Source organism: Roseovarius sp. MMSF_3350 (assembly GCF_030733425.1).
Classification (GTDB): Bacteria; Pseudomonadota; Alphaproteobacteria; order Rhodobacterales; family Rhodobacteraceae; genus Roseovarius.
On the sequence record NZ_JASHIZ010000023.1, the window covers coordinates 56137 to 73638 of the forward strand.

Annotated in this window: 21 protein-coding genes; 11 read left to right on the forward strand and 10 right to left on the reverse strand. The window is 63.6% G+C overall.

Annotation, left to right across the window (positions count from 1 at the left end; genetic code table 11):
- Positions 1–17 precede the first annotated feature (17 nt).
- The 6 genes from RBB31_RS18125 to RBB31_RS18150 form a co-directional block, all read right to left on the reverse strand.
- The gene (locus RBB31_RS18125) at positions 18–932 is read right to left on the reverse strand and encodes a co-chaperone YbbN (protein ID WP_306130663.1); all 915 of its coding nucleotides are present in this window, start codon (positions 930–932) and stop codon (positions 18–20) included.
- Between the two features lie 209 nt (positions 933–1141).
- The gene (locus tag RBB31_RS18130; protein WP_306130664.1) at positions 1142–1438 is read right to left on the reverse strand and encodes a hypothetical protein; all 297 of its coding nucleotides are present in this window, start codon (positions 1436–1438) and stop codon (positions 1142–1144) included.
- Positions 1428–2480, reverse strand: coding sequence for a hypothetical protein (locus RBB31_RS18135; RefSeq protein WP_306130665.1), 1053 nt, complete (start codon positions 2478–2480; stop codon positions 1428–1430). Before RBB31_RS18135 ends, RBB31_RS18130 begins: the two co-directional genes overlap by 11 nt.
- 11 nt (positions 2481–2491) lie before the next feature.
- Positions 2492–2905 (reverse strand): DUF4383 domain-containing protein, encoded by a 414-nt coding sequence (locus RBB31_RS18140; protein ID WP_306130666.1) that lies wholly within the window; start codon positions 2903–2905, stop codon positions 2492–2494.
- Complete coding sequence (locus RBB31_RS18145; protein WP_306130667.1) at positions 2902–4389, reverse strand: FAD-binding oxidoreductase; 1488 nt, start codon at positions 4387–4389, stop codon at positions 2902–2904. The genes RBB31_RS18140 and RBB31_RS18145 overlap by 4 nt, the downstream gene beginning before the upstream one ends.
- Before the next feature lie 197 nt (positions 4390–4586).
- Positions 4587–5375 (reverse strand): exodeoxyribonuclease III, encoded by a 789-nt coding sequence (locus RBB31_RS18150; RefSeq protein ID WP_306130668.1) that lies wholly within the window; start codon positions 5373–5375, stop codon positions 4587–4589.
- 134 nt (positions 5376–5509) lie between these two features.
- On the opposite strand from RBB31_RS18150, the gene RBB31_RS18155 reads away from it, so the two are divergent.
- Positions 5510–6034, forward strand: a complete 525-nt coding sequence (locus RBB31_RS18155) for a hypothetical protein (RefSeq protein ID WP_306130669.1) — start codon at positions 5510–5512, stop codon at positions 6032–6034.
- Between the two features lie 127 nt (positions 6035–6161).
- On the opposite strand, the gene RBB31_RS18160 is transcribed toward RBB31_RS18155, so the two are convergent.
- On the reverse strand, positions 6162–6848 hold the full coding sequence (locus RBB31_RS18160; RefSeq protein ID WP_306130670.1) for a response regulator transcription factor: 687 nt from the start codon (positions 6846–6848) through the stop codon (positions 6162–6164).
- 172 nt (positions 6849–7020) lie between these two features.
- Between RBB31_RS18160 and ribA the strand changes: the two genes are divergently transcribed.
- Positions 7021–8103 (forward strand): GTP cyclohydrolase II, encoded by a 1083-nt coding sequence (gene ribA / locus RBB31_RS18165; protein ID WP_306130671.1) that lies wholly within the window; start codon positions 7021–7023, stop codon positions 8101–8103.
- Here the strand turns inward: ribA and RBB31_RS18170 are convergent.
- Together RBB31_RS18170 and RBB31_RS18175 are read right to left on the reverse strand one after the other, a co-directional pair.
- Entirely contained in the window at positions 8100–8336 is a 237-nt protein-coding gene (locus RBB31_RS18170) for a DUF2842 domain-containing protein (protein ID WP_306130672.1), read from the reverse strand. The genes ribA and RBB31_RS18170 overlap by 4 nt on opposite strands.
- 25 nt (positions 8337–8361) lie before the next feature.
- Positions 8362–9657, reverse strand: a complete 1296-nt coding sequence (locus tag RBB31_RS18175; protein WP_306130673.1) for an adenylosuccinate synthase — start codon at positions 9655–9657, stop codon at positions 8362–8364.
- A 140-nt stretch (positions 9658–9797) separates the two neighbouring features.
- Between RBB31_RS18175 and RBB31_RS18180 the strand changes: the two genes are divergently transcribed.
- The 4 genes from RBB31_RS18180 to RBB31_RS18195 all read left to right on the forward strand — a co-directional run bounded on the left by RBB31_RS18180 (position 9798) and on the right by RBB31_RS18195 (position 13205).
- Positions 9798–10196: a DUF6524 family protein gene (locus RBB31_RS18180; protein WP_306130674.1), complete on the forward strand. Its 399-nt coding sequence runs from the start codon at positions 9798–9800 to the stop codon at positions 10194–10196.
- Positions 10197–10319: 123 nt separating this feature from the next.
- A complete protein-coding gene (gene secG / locus RBB31_RS18185; RefSeq protein ID WP_306130675.1) occupies positions 10320–10685 on the forward strand; it encodes a preprotein translocase subunit SecG in 366 nt (121 codons plus the stop codon).
- 170 nt (positions 10686–10855) lie between these two features.
- Positions 10856–12499, forward strand: coding sequence for a CTP synthase (locus tag RBB31_RS18190; protein WP_306130676.1), 1644 nt, complete (start codon positions 10856–10858; stop codon positions 12497–12499).
- A gap of 133 nt (positions 12500–12632) precedes the next feature.
- Complete coding sequence (locus RBB31_RS18195; protein WP_306130677.1) at positions 12633–13205, forward strand: outer membrane protein; 573 nt, start codon at positions 12633–12635, stop codon at positions 13203–13205.
- A gap of 64 nt (positions 13206–13269) precedes the next feature.
- On the opposite strand, the gene RBB31_RS18200 is transcribed toward RBB31_RS18195, so the two are convergent.
- Positions 13270–13884: a hypothetical protein gene (locus tag RBB31_RS18200; protein WP_306130678.1), complete on the reverse strand. Its 615-nt coding sequence runs from the start codon at positions 13882–13884 to the stop codon at positions 13270–13272.
- A gap of 194 nt (positions 13885–14078) precedes the next feature.
- On the opposite strand from RBB31_RS18200, the gene RBB31_RS18205 reads away from it, so the two are divergent.
- The 5 genes from RBB31_RS18205 to RBB31_RS18225 all read left to right on the forward strand — a co-directional run bounded on the left by RBB31_RS18205 (position 14079) and on the right by RBB31_RS18225 (position 17453).
- Positions 14079–14546: a TerB family tellurite resistance protein gene (locus RBB31_RS18205; protein WP_306130679.1), complete on the forward strand. Its 468-nt coding sequence runs from the start codon at positions 14079–14081 to the stop codon at positions 14544–14546.
- Positions 14547–14603: 57 nt separating this feature from the next.
- Positions 14604–15041 carry a TerB family tellurite resistance protein gene (locus tag RBB31_RS18210; protein ID WP_306130680.1) on the forward strand — a complete coding sequence of 146 codons (438 nt, stop codon included), beginning with the start codon at positions 14604–14606 and terminating at the stop codon, positions 15039–15041.
- On the forward strand, positions 15038–15778 hold the full coding sequence (locus RBB31_RS18215) for a phosphate/phosphite/phosphonate ABC transporter substrate-binding protein (protein WP_306130681.1): 741 nt from the start codon (positions 15038–15040) through the stop codon (positions 15776–15778). The genes RBB31_RS18210 and RBB31_RS18215 overlap by 4 nt, the downstream gene beginning before the upstream one ends.
- A 146-nt stretch (positions 15779–15924) precedes the next feature.
- On the forward strand, positions 15925–16701 hold the full coding sequence (locus RBB31_RS18220; protein WP_306130682.1) for an ABC transporter ATP-binding protein: 777 nt from the start codon (positions 15925–15927) through the stop codon (positions 16699–16701).
- Between the two features lie 29 nt (positions 16702–16730).
- A complete protein-coding gene (locus RBB31_RS18225) occupies positions 16731–17453 on the forward strand; it encodes a transporter substrate-binding domain-containing protein (protein WP_306130683.1) in 723 nt (240 codons plus the stop codon).
- Positions 17454–17502 lie beyond the last annotated feature (49 nt).

Consider the following 17502-nt stretch of genomic DNA (forward strand, 5'->3'; position numbering starts at 1 on the left):
GTAGCCCGCGGGCGGCATCAGGCAAATATCATCGAGCTCAATTTGCGCCGCCCCGCCTGCGCCACCGGATCGCTTGGTTTCAGCGCGTCGAAAATGGTGAAAAGCTGCGTCTTCGCCGCCGCGTCATTCCACTCCCGGTCGCGCCGGAAAAGCTCCAACAGTTCGTCCACCGCCTCCTGCGTCTGGCCCGACGCGTGCAGTGCCTGCGCCAGGTCGAACCGCGCCTGGTGGTCGTTCGGGTCGGCCTCAACCTTCGCGCGCAATTCGCTCACCGGCCCCGCATCCGCGGCCTGCCGCGCCAGCGCCAACTGCGCCGCCGCCGCCTCCAGTTCCGGCGCCTTGGAAATCTCCGCCGGCGCGCCGTTCAGGATCGCCTCGGCCTGGTCCAGATCGTCCATCGCGATATGGCTCGACACCAGGCCGGCATAGGCGGCCGCGTTCTTGTCGTCCTCCTGCAGGATCGCGGCAAAGGTCTGGGCGGCATCGGTCGCAGCCCCCTGGTCCAGCATCTCCTGCGCCGCCGCAATCGCCTCTTCCAGACCAGAATCCCCCGCCTCGCCGCCGGCGGCCTGCACCACGCGGCTCACGAACGCGTCGATCTCCGATCCCGGCACCGCGCCCTGGAACCCGTCGATCGGCTGGCCCTGCCAGAACGCATAGACCATCGGGATCGACTGCACCCGCAGCTGCTGCGCGATCATCTGGTTCTCGTCCACGTTGACCTTGGCCATCTTCACCGCGCCCTTGGCCTTGGTGACCGCCGCCTCCAATTGCGGGCCCAGCGTCTTGCACGGGCCGCACCACGGCGCCCAGAAATCCACGATCACCGGCACGGTCTGCGAGGCCTCGACGACCTCGGTCATGAAGTCCGCCTCCGAGACGTCCTTGATCAGGTCGGTCTGGGGTTGGGTCTGGCCACCAAGTTCAAGCATCGGATCCTCCGCATCGCGTGGGCGTGTCAATTGCCGTCTAAATGGCCCACGCGGCCCCGTGTTGCAAGGGGCGCCGCCGCCAGCACCGTTACCGCACCGCGTGGCGGGGTAACGAACCGGCGCATGCCAGAGAACGAAAACCGGCACTGACGTGATACCACTTAGATACCGACGCAATACCGACGTTGCCTTCCGGGCCGTCGAATCGGTTAACGCTGCCCCTCCGGCAGCGGCAGACATCCCGGCAGCCCTGCCGGCAATACCACCCGTCCCCCGGCCCGGTAGAGCGCCAGCCCAAGTCCAGGGCCCTCTCCGCGCACCGCCACCCAGGCTTTGCCACCGCCAACCACCGCCGAGCCATCGGGTAGGTTGGTGACGAAGTTCTCTTTGGGAAACAGCACTATAGCCCCCGGCGCCGCGTCCGTGGCCACCATCACCAGCATCAGCGTCCCGACCCAGCCCGCCACCACGCAGGCCAACGCCAGCGCCCAGCGCCTAATAGTCATGGATATGTTCCAGCCGCAGCCTCTCCACGCCCGTCGCATCCTCCATCTGCCGCAATCTCTCGGCCAGGTCGGTCACGTTAACGATCACCAGATGCCGCGAATCGCCGTACCCCTGCCGCGCGAAGGAATGGATCGCCCCGGCCACCTCCTCGGCCTGCGACTGCGCGGTGAACATGATCTGGTCATTGCCCGCGATCTCGACGAACTCCGCGCCGGCCTCGGCCATCTGCTGCAGGATGACGGTCAGTTCGCGATAGCGCGGCGTCTCGATCTCGATACCGCCCTCCACCGGCCCGATCACCTCGACCGTGCCCATGGCCCGCAACGCGTCCTCGCTGATATCCGTCACGATCATCCGCAGGGTCAACGCGTCCGCGCCCACCTGCGCCACGGCCCCCTCGATCGCTTTCGCGTAGGCCGCTTTGGCACCGTACTCCAACCCAAGCGCCAGGCGCCGCTCGCGGTCGCGCAGACTGTCGGTCGCATTGGTGGCAAGGTCTTCGCGATCACCCTGGAAATCCCATCTATACCAAGGCACCTGCTGCAAAAACTTCGCATAGGCCCGCGCCTGGTCCGCCGACAGATCATCCAGCGGCGCACGCTCCGGTCCACGCCACCACGCGGCCAGCCGCCCCAATGTTTCCTCATACGCCGCCTTGGCCAGCAGTTCGGCGGTAAAGCTCACTCCGATCACGTAAATCGTCTGCTTGCTCTCGGACGTGAACCCGCCATGCTCCGCACTCTCGTGGCTCAGCGCACACAGGCTCGACCAGAACCCGCCGATCGCCTGCATATAGCCGAACTCGTGCGGATCGCCCGCGCTGATCACCTGCGCATAATCGTCATAGGCATGCACGATATGCCATTCCGGATAGGTCATCAGCGTGCGCGACTCGTCACGCCGGTGCTCGGGCGGCAAAAGGGGCGTATAGGTCTCGGGCTTGGCCGCGGGGATACAGGCCAACTCGTTGTAAACCACCGGCGACACCAGCCCCGCGACCAGCACGATCACCACCAGCCCAAGCCGCAGCAGCCATTTCATCAGGCGCCGCATCAAGCGCGCGCCCCCCGGTCCAGCACGGTTCCGGCAAAAAGCGCAAAGCCCCCCAGCCCGATATGCGGCAGGTTGGCCAGGATGCGCGGCACCGACAGCGAAAAACCCTGGGACGGGTTGGTAAGGATTCCGAAATCAAGAAAGCCATAAGCTGTGAATATCCCGAAGATCCCGTCGGCCAGGTACAGCGCACCGAAAATAACCAGGAATATTTTCGCCGCCCGGTGGCTGATCATCCCCGCCGCCAGCGCCCAGAGCGCTGACACCAGGTGCAACGCATCGTCGAACGGATCCAGCGCGAAGATCCCGAAGGCCAGACCGTCCTCATCGGTCAGCCCCGGAATGTAATTGATAGAGGCCGCGACCAGCAGCGCCGCCGTGTAGAAGAAACAGATTTTACGAAGCAACGTCATAGCGCACCCAGATATGTGTCCCAAAGGTTGTTGCGGAATGTCAGCTCCGGGTCCAGCGCCCGTTTCGCGGCCGCGAACTCCGCCGCCCGCGGATAGGCCCGCACCATCTGCGCCGGCGTGGCATGGGGCCGGTAGGGCAGGTAATAGGTGCCGCCAATCCCCGTCACCCCGTCGATCAGCGCGCGCGTCATCCGCGCCATGTCCGCCTCGGCCCGCGCCGTCATTTCCTGGCTGAAGGACATCACGGCGGCGATCCTTGGCACCGGCGCATAGGCCAGCACGCTCACCGGGTCCCGATCGACAAAGCGCAGCGTGACGTTCAGAAACTCCTGGTAGGAGGCCGGGATGATCTCGCGGCACAACGCCACGAATTCGGCAAACCGTTCCGGCGCCACGAAGTATTCATGCAGGATATCCGTGCGGTTCGGGTCGCGGTCATCCAGCGTGATGACCGGCTCGTTCATCAGCGCATTGCGCGTCACCGCCCCGCCGCCCAGCGCCGGGCCCAGTTCGCTCTCGAACCACCAGCGCAACGACTTGAACGGCTCGTTCCCCAACTGCCAGCGATAGACCCGAGCCGCCACATGCGCCGCCATGTTCGACCCTCCCGCAGGCTCCAGCGCCGCCTGATCCTCTGTTGGCCGATAGGTGATCATCAGCGCCTTGTCGAAGAACGACGCCCGCTCGACGTTCAGCCGCCCATAGGCCATGTTGACGCTTTCGTCGTCCAATGCTTCGACGAAACGCGCGCCGAATTCCTCCGCCCGCATCTCATCGAACTGTGGCACCAGCCGCCGGTTCGGCGCCATCTCCACCACCATCTCGGTGATCGCCCCGGTCAGGCCATAGCCTCCCATCGTCTGCCCGAACAGTTCCGCGTTTTGCTTGCGCGAACAGCTCACCAGTTCCCCATCGGGCAAGACCACGTCAAAGCTGCGCACCGTGGCCCCCATCGGCCCCAGCCTGACCGGCCAGCCATGGGCATTGACGCAGAAGGTCGCCGCGACGCCGAAGTCATTGTTGGATTGCATGACCTTGGGGCCGTACCCGATCGAGTCCAGCGCCGCGATCACCTCCGACCAGCGCGTCCCCGCCTGCACCCTGTATGTGCCGTTCTCGCTGTCCGGCTCCACGAACCCGCCCTGATAGGTCACCGCGTGACCTTCGCGCGGAATTGCCTGCCCGCCCATCGAATGTCGCGCTGCACCCACATTGACCGGCCGTCCCCCGGCCCGCGCCTCCTTGATTTCGGCGCGGACCGCCTCGACCAGCGCATCGCCCCGCCCTCGCTCGATCACGAGGTGCTTGTGCACCGGCGTCTCGCTCAGCCCGCTCGCGTCGTTCAGCGTGCCCGCGGCACCTTTGGGCCTCGTCCACGACACGCCCTCGTACCCCGGCAGATCCGCACCCAGGCGGGACGTCAGGGCACCGCCCACCAGGGCCCCGCCCCCGAAAAGCACCGCGCGTCTGGACAGTTTGCGCATGAGATGTCCCTATTTCGCTTCCCCACGATCTCATGTTTGGTGGAACGCGAGGAAATCACAGGTCCGGATTTCCATACCCGACCGAACAAGCTATTGGAAACGCGCAGCATTATGGTCAGATCGGATCCCCTTCCACCACGCGCGCACCAGAACTTTCAAGAAGGTTCCGCCCCAAAAGTACCCTGATTTTCGCCCCGCTACAGATCGAAGGTTGCAAAGACCGGCGCGTGGTCCGACGGCTTCTCCCAACCTCTTGCAGGCCTGAGAATCCGGCTGGAATGCGCCGCGGACCTGATATCGTCGCTGGCCCATATATGATCCAGCCGCCGTCCCTTGTCGGCCGCGTCCCAATCCCGCGCACGGTAGGACCACCAGCTGTAAAGCTGGCCCTGGGGAATGTCGGCACGGGTAACGTCGGTCCATTTGCCGGCCTCAAGCGCGTTGTTGAGATGCTCCACCTCGACCGGCGTGTGGCTGACCACTTTAAGAAGCTGCTTGTGGCTCCACACGTCGTCCTCACGCGGGGCGATGTTAAGATCGCCGACAAGAACGGATTTCCTAGGCCTGTCATCGCGGAACCAGTCGCGCATCTCGGTCAGGTAATCCAGCTTCTGCCCGAACTTGAGGTTCACCTCGCGGTCCGGCACATCGCCGCCGGCCGGCACATAGAAGTTGTGGATGACCACCCCGTTCTCAAGCTCTCCGGCCACGTGCCTGGCATGACCCAGCGCCGCGAAGTCCCGGTCGCCCACATCCCTGATCGGCAGCTTCGACAGGATCGCAACGCCGTTGTATCCTTTCTGCCCCCGCGCGATCACGTAGGGATAGCCAAGCGCCGCGAACCCCTCCAGCGGGATTTTCTCGACGGGTGATTTGCACTCCTGCAGGCACAGGATATCCGGCGCCTCCTCCTGTAACAGTTTCAGGACGATCGGCTCGCGCAGGCGGACCGAGTTGATGTTCCAGGTTGCAAGTGTGAAAGGCATTGGTCGGCGGTCCTCGTTCAAATTCTCGACACACTAGAAAGGGCGGCCCAAGAGGTCCAGAGCTTGCGAACCGGAACGCCCGCACCGTCTACGCGTTTCAACGGCAAGATGTCGTTCCTATATCTGGAGGTTTTATGAAACGTCTGCTCGCCCTGCTCATCCCGTTCTTGCTCGTGACACAGCCCGCATCCGCGCAATACGCCAGCGGCACCGTCAGTGCCATGCTCGACGCACAAACCCGCAGTTGGCAGGTCGTCGAGCCAGACCAGGACGGTGGCAGCCATTGGAAGCGTGAGAACGATGGCGTCTCGATCCGACTTGTCGCGCACGAGGCACCCGAGGTGCTGTCACGCAATCCCGGCCTCACGCTTTCGTTCAAGACCGACGGGCTCGGCGCCGAGGCCGAAGCGCAAGAGCTTTCGGTCATTCTCACTCAAACAACGGAAAACGGCACTCTTAAGGCCATGCCCACTGATACCGACATTACTCTCTCGGCCTTGACGGTCGCCGGTGAGCGGCTTGTGATTTCGGGGGACTTCACGGCCATATTGTCACCCGAGGGCGCCGGAATGAGCGCTGAGGCCGAAGACGAAGGCTCCGTGACGATGGTTGGCGATTTCCAGGCAACACTGCCGTATGTCGACGACCCGGACGGATAGCTTCCACAAAAAGAGACCCCGGCCAAGGCCGGGGTCAGTCCAACAGGGAGGTGCATAGATTTAGGCCCGTATGCGGCGGGTTAGTCATATCTCTTTCGGACGGCTCGGCACGCGGCCTTGCTCCGGATCAAGCCAACAGGCGATAGCCTCCCGACTCTGTCACCAACAAACGCGCGTTGGAGGGATCCGGTTCAATTTTTTGTCGCAGGCGGTAGATATGCGTCTCCAGCGTGTGCGTCGTGACACCGGCGTTGTAACCCCAGACCTCGTGTAAAAGCACGTCGCGGGCCACGACCCCCTCGGGCGATCGGTAGAGGAATTTCAGGATGTTGGTTTCCTTTTCCGTCAGGCGGATCTTCCGATCCTGCTCGGTGATCAGCATCTTCATCGCCGGCTTGAACGTGTATGGGCCAAGCTGGAAGATCGCATCCTCGGATTGCTCATGCTGGCGCAATTGCGCCCGAAGGCGGGCCAGAAGGACGGGAAACTTGAACGGCTTGGTGATGTAATCGTTGGCGCCCGCGTCGAGGCCCAGGATCGTGTCGGCGTCGCCGTCATGGCCGGTCAGCATCACGATGGGCGCCTTGACACCCTGCTTGCGCATCAACCGGCAAAGCTCGCGGCCGTCGGTATCGGGCAAACCGACATCCAGGATCACCAGGTCGTATATACCTTCCTTGGCATGTGCCATGGCTTCCGCCCCGTTCCCGGCCTCGAGGACGTCGAAGTCTTCGGTCATCACCAGTTGCTCGCTGAGGGCCTCACGCAGGTCGTCGTCATCGTCCACGAGCAGAATTTTCTTCAGTTGAGCCATCGCAGTCTCCCTGTTTTACTGGCTGCTACTTGTGCCAGCCCGACGCAGCGGACAAGGTCTGTGACACCGTAATCACGGGCTAGTGTTGCGAAGCCGTCAAATGTTTCATTTCGTTCCAAAACTCTGTAGGTCAGACCGGCAGAACAGTGTCACCGACAAGGGAATCCGCGCCATGCAGCTTGGCCCCGACAAGACAGAGCTTCTTGCGCGGTCTCGCGCCGACCTTCGCATGGGCGTGCCGGTGGTGCTGCGCGACGGGAACGCGCTCGCCATCGTCGCGGCAGCCGAAACCTGCGATCCCGCCCGCCTTGCCGCTTTGCAATCGACAGGCCTGGACCTGCACCTGGCCATCTCAGCGCGTCGCGCCGCGACCTTGAAGGCCCGCGCCTATGACGGTGATCTTGCGCGTATCGTTATCCCCAAAGAGTCACCCCTGTCGTGGGTACAGGCCGTGGCGGACCCTGCGGATGACCTGCGCACCCCGATGAAGGGCCCGCTGACCTCTGCCCGCGAGGGCAAGGCCGACACCCACCGCGCCGCGCTGATGCTGGTGAAGTCGGCCCGCCTTCTGCCCGCCGCGCTCGTCATGGCGATCCCGGCGGAGGCGCTGGATGCGAGCCTGACCGCTCTCAACGTGGCCGACATCACCGCGCATCTGAAAGAGGCGAGCCCGATGAACAAGGTCGTCAGCGCCCGCCTGCCGCTGGTAGTGTCCGAGGCCGGGCGCCTGCACATCTGGCGCCCCGAGGACGGCGGCGAAGAGCATTACGCCATCGAGATCGGCAGCCCGCCGCGCGGCGCTGCCGTGCTGTCACGCCTGCATTCCGCGTGCTTCACAGGCGACCTTCTGGGCAGTCTGAAATGCGATTGCGGCCCGCAGCTTCGGGCGGCCCTTGCGCAGATGGGGGCGGAAGGCGCAGGGGTTCTGCTCTACCTCAACCAGGAGGGGCGCGGCATCGGCCTTGCCAACAAGATACGGGCCTACGCGCTTCAGGATCAGGGGTTCGATACGGTCGAGGCCAATCACCGGTTGGGATTCGAGGATGACGAGCGCGACTTCCGCATCGGCGCCGATATCCTGCGTAGCATGGGGTTCGGCGCGGTGCGCCTGCTGACCAACAACCCCGCCAAGATAGAGATGATGCGAAGCTGCGGCATCGACGTGATCGAGCGGGTGCCGCTCAAGGTGGGCGAGACCGAACACAACCGCCGCTACCTCGCCACCAAGGCCGAGAAGTCAGGCCATCTGTTCTAGGACTGATCCGTGCGGTCCGGGTCCGGCTGACCCACGCCGCGAAAGACCGGCTTCAGGGGCAGGATCCACGCGACGCCCAGCACGATGAAAACCACCAGTTCGGCCAGGATGCCGACGTCATACCGCGCCCGCAGCCAGTCCGTCAGGTTGACTGCCACCACGATGTAAAGCGGCAGGGCGATCAGCAGGATCACCAGCGACCAGCGGCGGCGGGCTTTGTAACTCAGGGCCATGCAGTTCTCTAAAGCTTTGTCGGTCTCAGTCGGCAAAGGGGTCGGTCACAAGGATCGTGTCCTCCCGCTCGGGCGACGTGGAGAGTAGCGCGACCGGGCACTGAATCAACTCCTCGACCCGACGCACGTACTTGATCGCGTTGGCGGGCAGGTCTGCCCAGCTGCGCGCGCCTTCGGTGGTCTCGGACCAGCCCTGCATTTCCTCGTAGATGGGCTTGCAGCGCCATTGCTGGTCGGTTGCCGTAGGCAGGTAATCCAGCTGCTTGCCGTCCAACTCGTAGCCGACGCAGATCTTCAACGTGTCGAAGCCGTCCAGCACATCGAGCTTGGTCAGCGAGATCCCTGTCACGCCTGACGTCGCGCAGGTCTGGCGCACCAGCGCCGCATCGAACCAGCCACAGCGCCGCTGGCGGCCCGTCACGGTGCCGAACTCGTGCCCGCGCTCCCCCAGCCGCTGACCGTCCGCGTCCTGCAATTCGGTGGGAAAGGGTCCCTCGCCGACGCGGGTGGTGTATGCTTTGACGATGCCGAGCACGTAATCGATCGCCCCCGGCCCCATGCCGACTCCCGTAGCGGCCTGCCCCGCGATGACGTTCGAGGACGTCACAAAGGGATACGTGCCGAAGTCGATATCCAGCAGCGCACCCTGCGCGCCCTCGAACAGGATGCGCTTGCCCGCCTTGCGCTGATCGTTCAGCACCTTCCAGACCGGTGCGGCATAAGGCAGAAGCTCCTGCGCGATGGACTTGAGCTGAGCCACCAGCGCGTCGCGGTCCACCGGCTCTATCCCCAGGCCCTTGCGCAGCGGATCGTGGTGCTGCAACGCGCGGTCCACTCGCGCCTCCAGCGTCGCGTCATCGGCCAGGTCCGCCACGCGGACCGAGCGACGGCCGACCTTGTCCTCGTAGGCCGGGCCGATGCCGCGGCCGGTGGTGCCGATCTTGGTACCCTTGCTGGCCGCTTCCTCTCTGGCGCGGTCCAGTTCGCCGTGGATCGGCAGGATCAGGGGCGTGTTCTCGGCGATCATCAGCGTCTCGGGGCTGATCTCGACCCCCTGCTCGCGGATCGAGTCGATTTCCTTGAGCAGGTGCCACGGGTCCAGCACCACGCCGTTGCCGATGACGCTCAGCTTACCGCCCCGCACGACGCCCGAGGGCAGCGCGTTCAGCTTGTAGACCTTGCCGTCGATTACCAGCGTGTGGCCCGCGTTGTGCCCGCCCTGAAACCGCGCGATGACGTCCGCGCGCTCGCTCAGCCAGTCAACGATCTTGCCTTTACCCTCGTCGCCCCACTGGGCGCCGACAACGACGACATTTGCCATGGAAACCTCTCAGGCGGTGGTTGAACCCCGCGCCCGTATACCCACACCGCCAAGCGTGCGAAACCGGAATTTCACACCCGGTCTGGACAGACCCGCCCCCGGCAGGCACATCTTTACCGACGCATGGCAGGAGATCGCGAATGACCGGATTTATCGTCAGGTGGGCATTGGCCTTCGTTCTGCTGGCCGCGACATTCAACCCGACACGGTACAATTTCATCGTCTGGGCGCAAAACAATTGGGATGCGCAGATGCCGCTGACCGTGCTTTTCGCGCTGCTGCTTTTGGTCGGCTACATCATCTACCTGCGGGCCACGCTGCGCTCGATCGGGGCGCTCGGAATGGGGCTGATCCTGGCCATAGCGGCGGCGCTCGGCTGGGTGCTGGTGGATTTCGGCCTGCTGAATCTCGACAACCCGACGCAAAACCTGTGGTTGGGCCTTGTCGCGCTGTCACTGGTCCTCGGCATCGGCCTTAGCTGGAGCCATGTCCGGCGGCGCCTGTCGGGACAGTCCGACATGGATGACGTGGACGAGTAGGGCTCGGTCACTACGTTCCCCGGCCACAGAGGCGAGACTCACGCAAACTGCTGAAACGGCGGGTTGCGGGGGACGCCCGAATTGCTTAGATACCGCCCATCCGAACCCGAGGGACCACGTCTTATGGAAAATGTCATCCTGCTTGTTCACCTGCTCTTGGCGCTCGCGCTGATCGGTGTCGTGCTTTTGCAGCGCTCCGAAGGTGGCGGCCTGGGCATGGGCGGCGGTGGCGGCAACGTGTCCACCGGGCGGTCCAGCACCACGGCGCTTGGCAAGCTGACATGGGTGCTGGGCCTGTCTATCTTTGCCACGACGCTGACCCTGACGATCATCGCGGCGCAGAATGCCGGCGGCTCTTCGGTTCTGGACCGCATCACCGACGACAGGCCCGCGGCCGAGGAAAGCGATCCCGCACTCGACAGCACCGGCGACGGTCTGCTGCCGCCATCGGCGGGCGATGATGCACCACTGACACCCACCGCGGACTGACCCAGAAACACCACTAAGGCTTGCGGGCGCGCATCAGCGCGTCACAGCATATTGCGCGTTTCGTCCGAATCCTATATGGCTCGAGTCCCGTGGTGATGCGGTGCCGAAGGCTTCGATTCGACCGCATCTAACTGGCGATAAACGCCGCAATCACGGGGGATTGCCAGCCCATGGCACGTTATATTTTCATTACCGGCGGTGTGGTTTCGTCCCTCGGCAAGGGTCTTGCCTCTGCGGCATTGGGTGCGCTTTTGCAGGCGCGCGGCTTTTCGGTGCGTTTGCGCAAGCTCGATCCCTACCTTAACGTCGACCCCGGCACTATGTCGCCTTTCGAGCATGGCGAGGTCTTCGTCACCGATGACGGCGCCGAGACCGACCTTGACCTTGGCCACTACGAACGCTTCACCGGCGTCCCCGCTAGGATGACGGATTCGGTCAGTTCGGGCCGCATCTATTCCAACGTGCTGGAGCGTGAACGCCGGGGCGACTACCTCGGTAAGACGATCCAGGTGGTTCCGCATGTCACCAACGAGATCAAGGATTTCATCGGCATCGGGGATGACGAGGTCGATTTCATGCTGTGCGAGATCGGCGGCACGGTGGGCGATATCGAGGGTCTGCCCTTCTTCGAAGCGATCCGCCAGTTCAGCCATGACCGCCCGCGCGGACAATGCATCTTCATGCACCTGACACTTTTGCCCTATTTGGCGGCCAGCGGCGAGTTGAAGACCAAGCCGACCCAGCACAGCGTCAAGGAACTGCAATCCATCGGGATCGCGCCCGACATCCTTGTCTGCCGGTCCGAACAGCCGATTCCGGAGAAAGAGCGCGAGAAGATCGCGCTCTTCTGCAACGTCCGGAAAGAAGCCGTCGTCGCCGCTTACGATCTCAATTCGATTTATGAGGCGCCGCTTGCGTATCACCATGAAGGGCTTGACCAGGCGGTGCTGGACGCGTTCGATATCTCGCCCGCCCCGCGCCCCGACCTGACCACCTGGAAGGACGTGGTGGACCGCATTCACAACACCGATGGCACGGTCAACGTCGCCATCGTCGGCAAGTACACGCAGCTCGAGGATGCATACAAGTCGATCAAGGAGGCGCTCACGCATGGCGGCATGGCCAACCGGGTGAAGGTCAATGTCGAATGGGTCGATGCCGAGATCTTCGACCGCGAGGATGCCGCCCCCCATCTGGAAGGCTACCACGCCATCCTCGTGCCCGGCGGGTTCGGAGAGCGGGGCACCGAGGGCAAGATCAAGGCCGCGCAATTCGCCCGCGAGCGAAAGATCCCCTACTTGGGCATCTGCCTGGGGATGCAGATGGCGGTGATAGAGGCCGCCCGCAACAAGGCGGGCCTCAAGGATGCCGGATCGGAAGAGTTCGACCACGAGGCCGGCAAGAAGCGTTTCACGCCCGTGGTCTACCACCTCAAGGAATGGGTGCAGGGCAACGAGAAGGTCAAGCGCAAGGTGACCGACGACAAGGGCGGCACCATGCGTCTGGGTGCCTACGATGCCGTGCTCAAGGAAGGTTCCAAGGTGGCCGAGGTCTATGGCGGCACCGCGATCGACGAGCGTCACCGCCACCGCTACGAGGTGGATATCGAGTACCGCAAGAAGCTCGAGGAATGCGGCCTGACTTTTTCCGGCATGTCGCCCGACGGCCGCCTGCCCGAGATCGTCGAATGGGAAGGCCACCCATGGTTCATCGGCGTTCAGTTCCATCCCGAACTGAAGTCGAAGCCGTTCAAGCCGCATCCCCTCTTCGCGGATTTCATCCGGGCCGCCGTGGAAACCTCACGCCTTGTCTGATTTCGGCTGAAAAACACGCATAATCAGATCGTTAAGAATTTCTAGCGCCCGGTTTGAACCGTTCCTCATGTCGCTGCGACCTATGTCCGAGCCCCGGGATTGTCCCGGGCCACGAACAGACATGAGGTTCATAATGAAGACGTTCTACAAATCCCTTACCGCCGCCGCAGCCCTGTCCGCGGCCCTTTCCACCACCGCCCTGGCCCAGGATGCCGAGAAATGGCAGGGTTTCTACCTCGGTGGCCGCGTGAACATGCAAAATCTCGGCATCTCGGCTGCGCCCATCGGGATCGACCCCGAAATCAACGCCGGTGTGTTCGGCGGATACAACCACGCCATTGCCCCCAATTTCGTTCTGGGTGCCGAGCTGGGCTACGACAGCAAGCTGGACTATACGGTGATGGGCACCGGGCTGGACCTGGAGAACAACATCAACCTGCGCGGCCGCGGCGGCTATGCCTTCGGCAACTCGCTGCTCTACGGCACCCTGGGCTATGGCTGGACGGACTGGGACGTGGCCGCTGCCGGCGTCTCGGGATCGGGTCAGGGCATCTCCTACGGCATCGGTCTGGAGACGATGCTGAGTGAAAATATTACTACCCGGTTCGAGTACACCCGCACGAATTACGATCTCTCTGGCCCCGCTCTGGGCGGCAGCGACGGCGAAGTCGACGCATTCTCGGTCGGTGTCGCGTATAAGTTCTGACACCGGATTATCAAATCAGTCAGGGCGCCCGTCACAGGGTGCCCTGATGTCTTTGCCGCGCCCTTCAGTAGCGAAGGTTCGTCAGGTCGTCATCGTGGTCTTCTTGCGGCGGATGAAACCGCAGCATTCGGCGCGAAACGCCAAGTTCCAGCACCGGGCTGAACAGATCCCGCAGAAGTGAGCGGCGTTCGTAATAGACGGCCGTCTCGGCCTCGCGGTCAAGGCGCAGCTCATTCTCCAGAAGCGTCGCGACGATCCGCTCGTCCAGCACATAGCGGCCCTGCCGGCCTTCCCGCCGGTCCTCGGCCTGGGCCTCGAGCCACCGCAGGATACGCGAACGATCGTCGACGTCCTGATCCGGCCAGACCAGATAGAAGCCCGAATTCAGCCGCAGGCAGATCGAGTCGAGCATAAGCGCCGCCCCTGCCAGTTCCTTCGGTATGTCGCGCTTTGGCATGTAGTTGAAGCGATGCGGCTGGCCGTTCAGGAAGACGGTCAGCGCCGTTCCGAGATCCATGAACCTCTGCGCCATGACCCAGCCGAGAACGCGCCTCGGGTCTCCTGTCCAGTCGTATGCCCGAAGAAAGCTGCGCGCCTCATCATGCGCGCAGCCGCGCAGGTAGGCCAATTGATCCTCCGGCGCGGCGGTCGAAATATTGACAACGGAGTTGCGCGACATGACAGGCTTCACATTCGGAAAATCACACGGGTGAGTACGCTTTGACGCGCAAACTGGCCGTTAGTTTGGAGCAAATGTGTCACGCTTCAGGCTCGGGGCGCGGATCAACCGATTTAATCCAGCAATTTTGTTTTCTTACACTCGGGTGACGCGTTAAACGAGAGCAATCGATCCCGATTTTACGGAACCGCCCAATGGAGAAACCCTCGCTGCTTCACCGTTTGCTGCACGCGTTCGATGCGCCCGAGCCGCCGCCCCTGCCCGCGCCCGACGAAAAGCTGGCGCTCGGGGCGCTGATGGTGCGTGTGGCGATGTCGGATCACAGCTACAAGTTTGCAGAGGTGCACCGGATCGACCTGCTGCTGGGCCGGCTTTTCGGGCTGGGCCCGATCGAGGCGGCCAAGATGCGCGCGACCTCCGAGCGACTGGAGCGCGACGCGCCCGACACCGAGGAATTCGGCGACATTCTTCGCAAAACGGTCAGCTTCGCCGCGCGCGTCGACGCGCTGGAGGCGCTGTGGGAAGTGGTGCTGGCCGATGGCGTACGCCACGATGAGGAACTCGAAGTGCTGGAAGACGTGCGCCGGACGCTGGGCCTGTCGCCCGAGGACAGCGACGCCGCCCGGGCCCGCGCGGAAACCGAGATGAGCGGCAGCCAATAGCGCCCCGGTCCGCAGATTCTCGTTGGCGGCGGCGGGCAGGTTGCCTATATCCCCTTCATGTTTGCGGAATTCCTGAAAAAGCTCACCGACTCGACTCCCGAAACGCTTCCCGACGAGGACGCCCGGCTGGCGCTGATCGCCCTTTTGGTGCGCATCGCCCGCTCGGACGGGCATTTCGACACCGAGGAACGCCAGCGCATCCTGGCCATTGCGCGCACCCGGTACCAGCTGCCCGAATCCGACGCGGCGGCGCTGCTGGACGAGGCCGAACAACTGGAAGCCGAAGCGCCCGACACGGTGCGTTTCACACGCGCGATCAAGGATGCCGTGGCCTACGAGGACCGCGTCGGCGTCATCGAAGCACTTTGGCAGGTGGCGCTGGCCGATGGTGAGCGCGACGCCAGCGAGGATGCGATCATCCGCATGGCGGCAAACTTTCTGGGCGTGACCGACATGGACAGTGCCCTTGCCCGCCAGCGCCAGGAAGAAGGATGATCGCCAGCCTGCCGATGTACGACCGGCCCGAACTACGGACCGAAACCGACAGGTTCTGGCAAGCCATCCGCGAAAGGCTGGGCCACGGGCCCGACCATCTGACCCGCGGTGGCGACCCTTGGGACGATTGGCAATCGCCGGACCTCTTGCTGTCCCAGACCTGCGGCTACCCCTATCGCGCCCGACTGCATGGCAGGGTCGCGCTGGTCGGCACGCCGGATTATGCCTTGGACGGGTGCGGTCCCGGCGAATACCGCTCGGTCTTCGTGGCCCGGGCGAAGGACGCACGGACCGATCCGGTGGAGTTCGCTGCTGCGCGCTTTGCCTATAACGAGCCGATGTCGCAAAGCGGCTGGGCCGCGCCCGCCGCCTGGGCCGAAGCGCACGGATTTGAATTCACCGATACGCTGCGCACCGGCAGCCACCAGGCCTCGGCCCGCGCGGTAGCCGAAGGAGGAGCGGATCTGGCGGCGCTCGATGCACAGACCTGGCGTTTGATGCAGCGGTTCGAGGCCTTCACAACTGAACTGCGCGTTATCGCCGCAACGGATCCCAGCCCCGCCCTGCCCTTCATCACCGCGCCGGCCAACGACGCTGACACGGTTTTCCGGGCCGTGGAGACCGCAATCGCGGCCCTGCCGTCCGAAACCCGCAACGCGCTTGGCCTGCGCGGAATCGTGCGCCTTCCGCCCGAGGCCTATCTTGCCATTCCGACGCCTGCACCGCCGCGTGCTTGACGCAACGACACCCCGCCGCATTCGCCCAAAAGCCGGGCAATACGCACGAAACGGACGAAAAAACATCGTTTTGCAAGTTGCATTGGCCCAAAATTACTGCCCTATTGTCCGATGTTACTGACTGACCTGCAAACCGGAAGCTGCCTTTGCCTGACGAAACGCCCGTCATCGATATCCGAAATCTGCACAAGGCCTATGGCAGCCTTGAGGTCATCAAAGGGGTGGACATCACCGCGCCGAAGGGCAGCGTGGTGTCGCTGATCGGCTCTTCGGGGTCGGGAAAGTCGACCATCCTGCGCTGCGCCAACCTGCTGGAAGACAGCCAGCAGGGAGACATCCTATTCAAGGGCGAGCCCGTGACCTGGAAAGGGTCTGGCCTGAACCGGCACCCGGCGGACCCCAGGCAGGTGCTGCGGATCCGCACGAATCTGTCGATGGTGTTTCAGCAGTTCAACCTGTGGGCCCATCTGACCATCCTGCAAAACGTGATGGAGGCGCCGGTGACCGTGCTGGGCCGTCCCAAGGATGAGGTCGAGAAGGCCGCACGCGGCTATCTCGAAAAGGTCGGCATCGGCGACAAGTGCGATGTCTACCCGGCCCAACTCTCTGGCGGGCAGCAGCAACGCGCCGCCATCGCGCGTGCGCTCTGCATGGAACCCGAGGCGCTTTTGTTCGACGAACCCACCTCGGCGCTCGACCCCGAACTGGAACAGGAAGTCGTGCGCGTGATCAAGGACCTGGCCGCCGAAGGGCGGACCATGATGATCGTGACCCACGACATGAAAATGGCCCATGACGTGTCGGACCACGTCATTTTCCTGCATCAGGGCCTGATCGAAGAAGAAGGCGATCCGGAGACACTCTTCGGCTCGCCCAAATCCGAGCGGCTGCGTCAGTTTCTCAGCTCGACGATGGCCGCCTGAACCAAAAGAACCAAGCAAGGGAGACACTTATGAAAAAGCTAGTTCTATCCACACTCGCCGCGGCCCTGGCCGGCGGCATGGCGATGGCCCAGGACAAGACGATCCGCCTGGGCACCGAAGGCGCCTATGCGCCTTGGAACTTCGTCAACGACGCGGGCGAAATCGACGGTTTCGAGCGGGAGCTGGGCGACGAGCTCTGCGCGCGCGCCGAACTGACCTGCGAATGGGTCAAGAATGACTGGGATTCGATCATCCCCAACCTGGTGGGCGGCAACTACGACGCCATCATCGCAGGCATGTCGATCACCGACGAGCGTGACGAAGTGATTGATTTCACCCAGAACTACACGCCGCCGGATCCGTCGGCCTATGCCGGCATGTCCGAGGACGTGGATGTCGCAGGTGGCGTGATCGCCGCGCAGACCGGCACGATCCAGGCCGGCTACATCGCGGAATCCGGCGCCACGCTGGTGGAATTCGCCACGCCCGAGGAAACAGTCGCTGCCGTCAAGAACGGCGAGGCTGACGCGGTTCTGGCCGACAAATCCTTCCTCGCGCCGATCGTGGCCGAGGACAGCGACATGATGTTCGTGGGCGAAGACGTGCCGCTGGGCGGCGGCGTCGGCATGGGTGTCCGCGAATCCGACACCGAGTTGAAAGAGACGTTCAACGCCGCGATCCAGTCGATGAAGGACGATGGCAGCCTGAACGAGCTGATCAAGAAATGGGAAGTCGCCTCGACTTTCGAATAAGCTGATCCAGTCGCGGGGGGGGGGGGGGGGGGGGGGGGGGGGGGGGGGG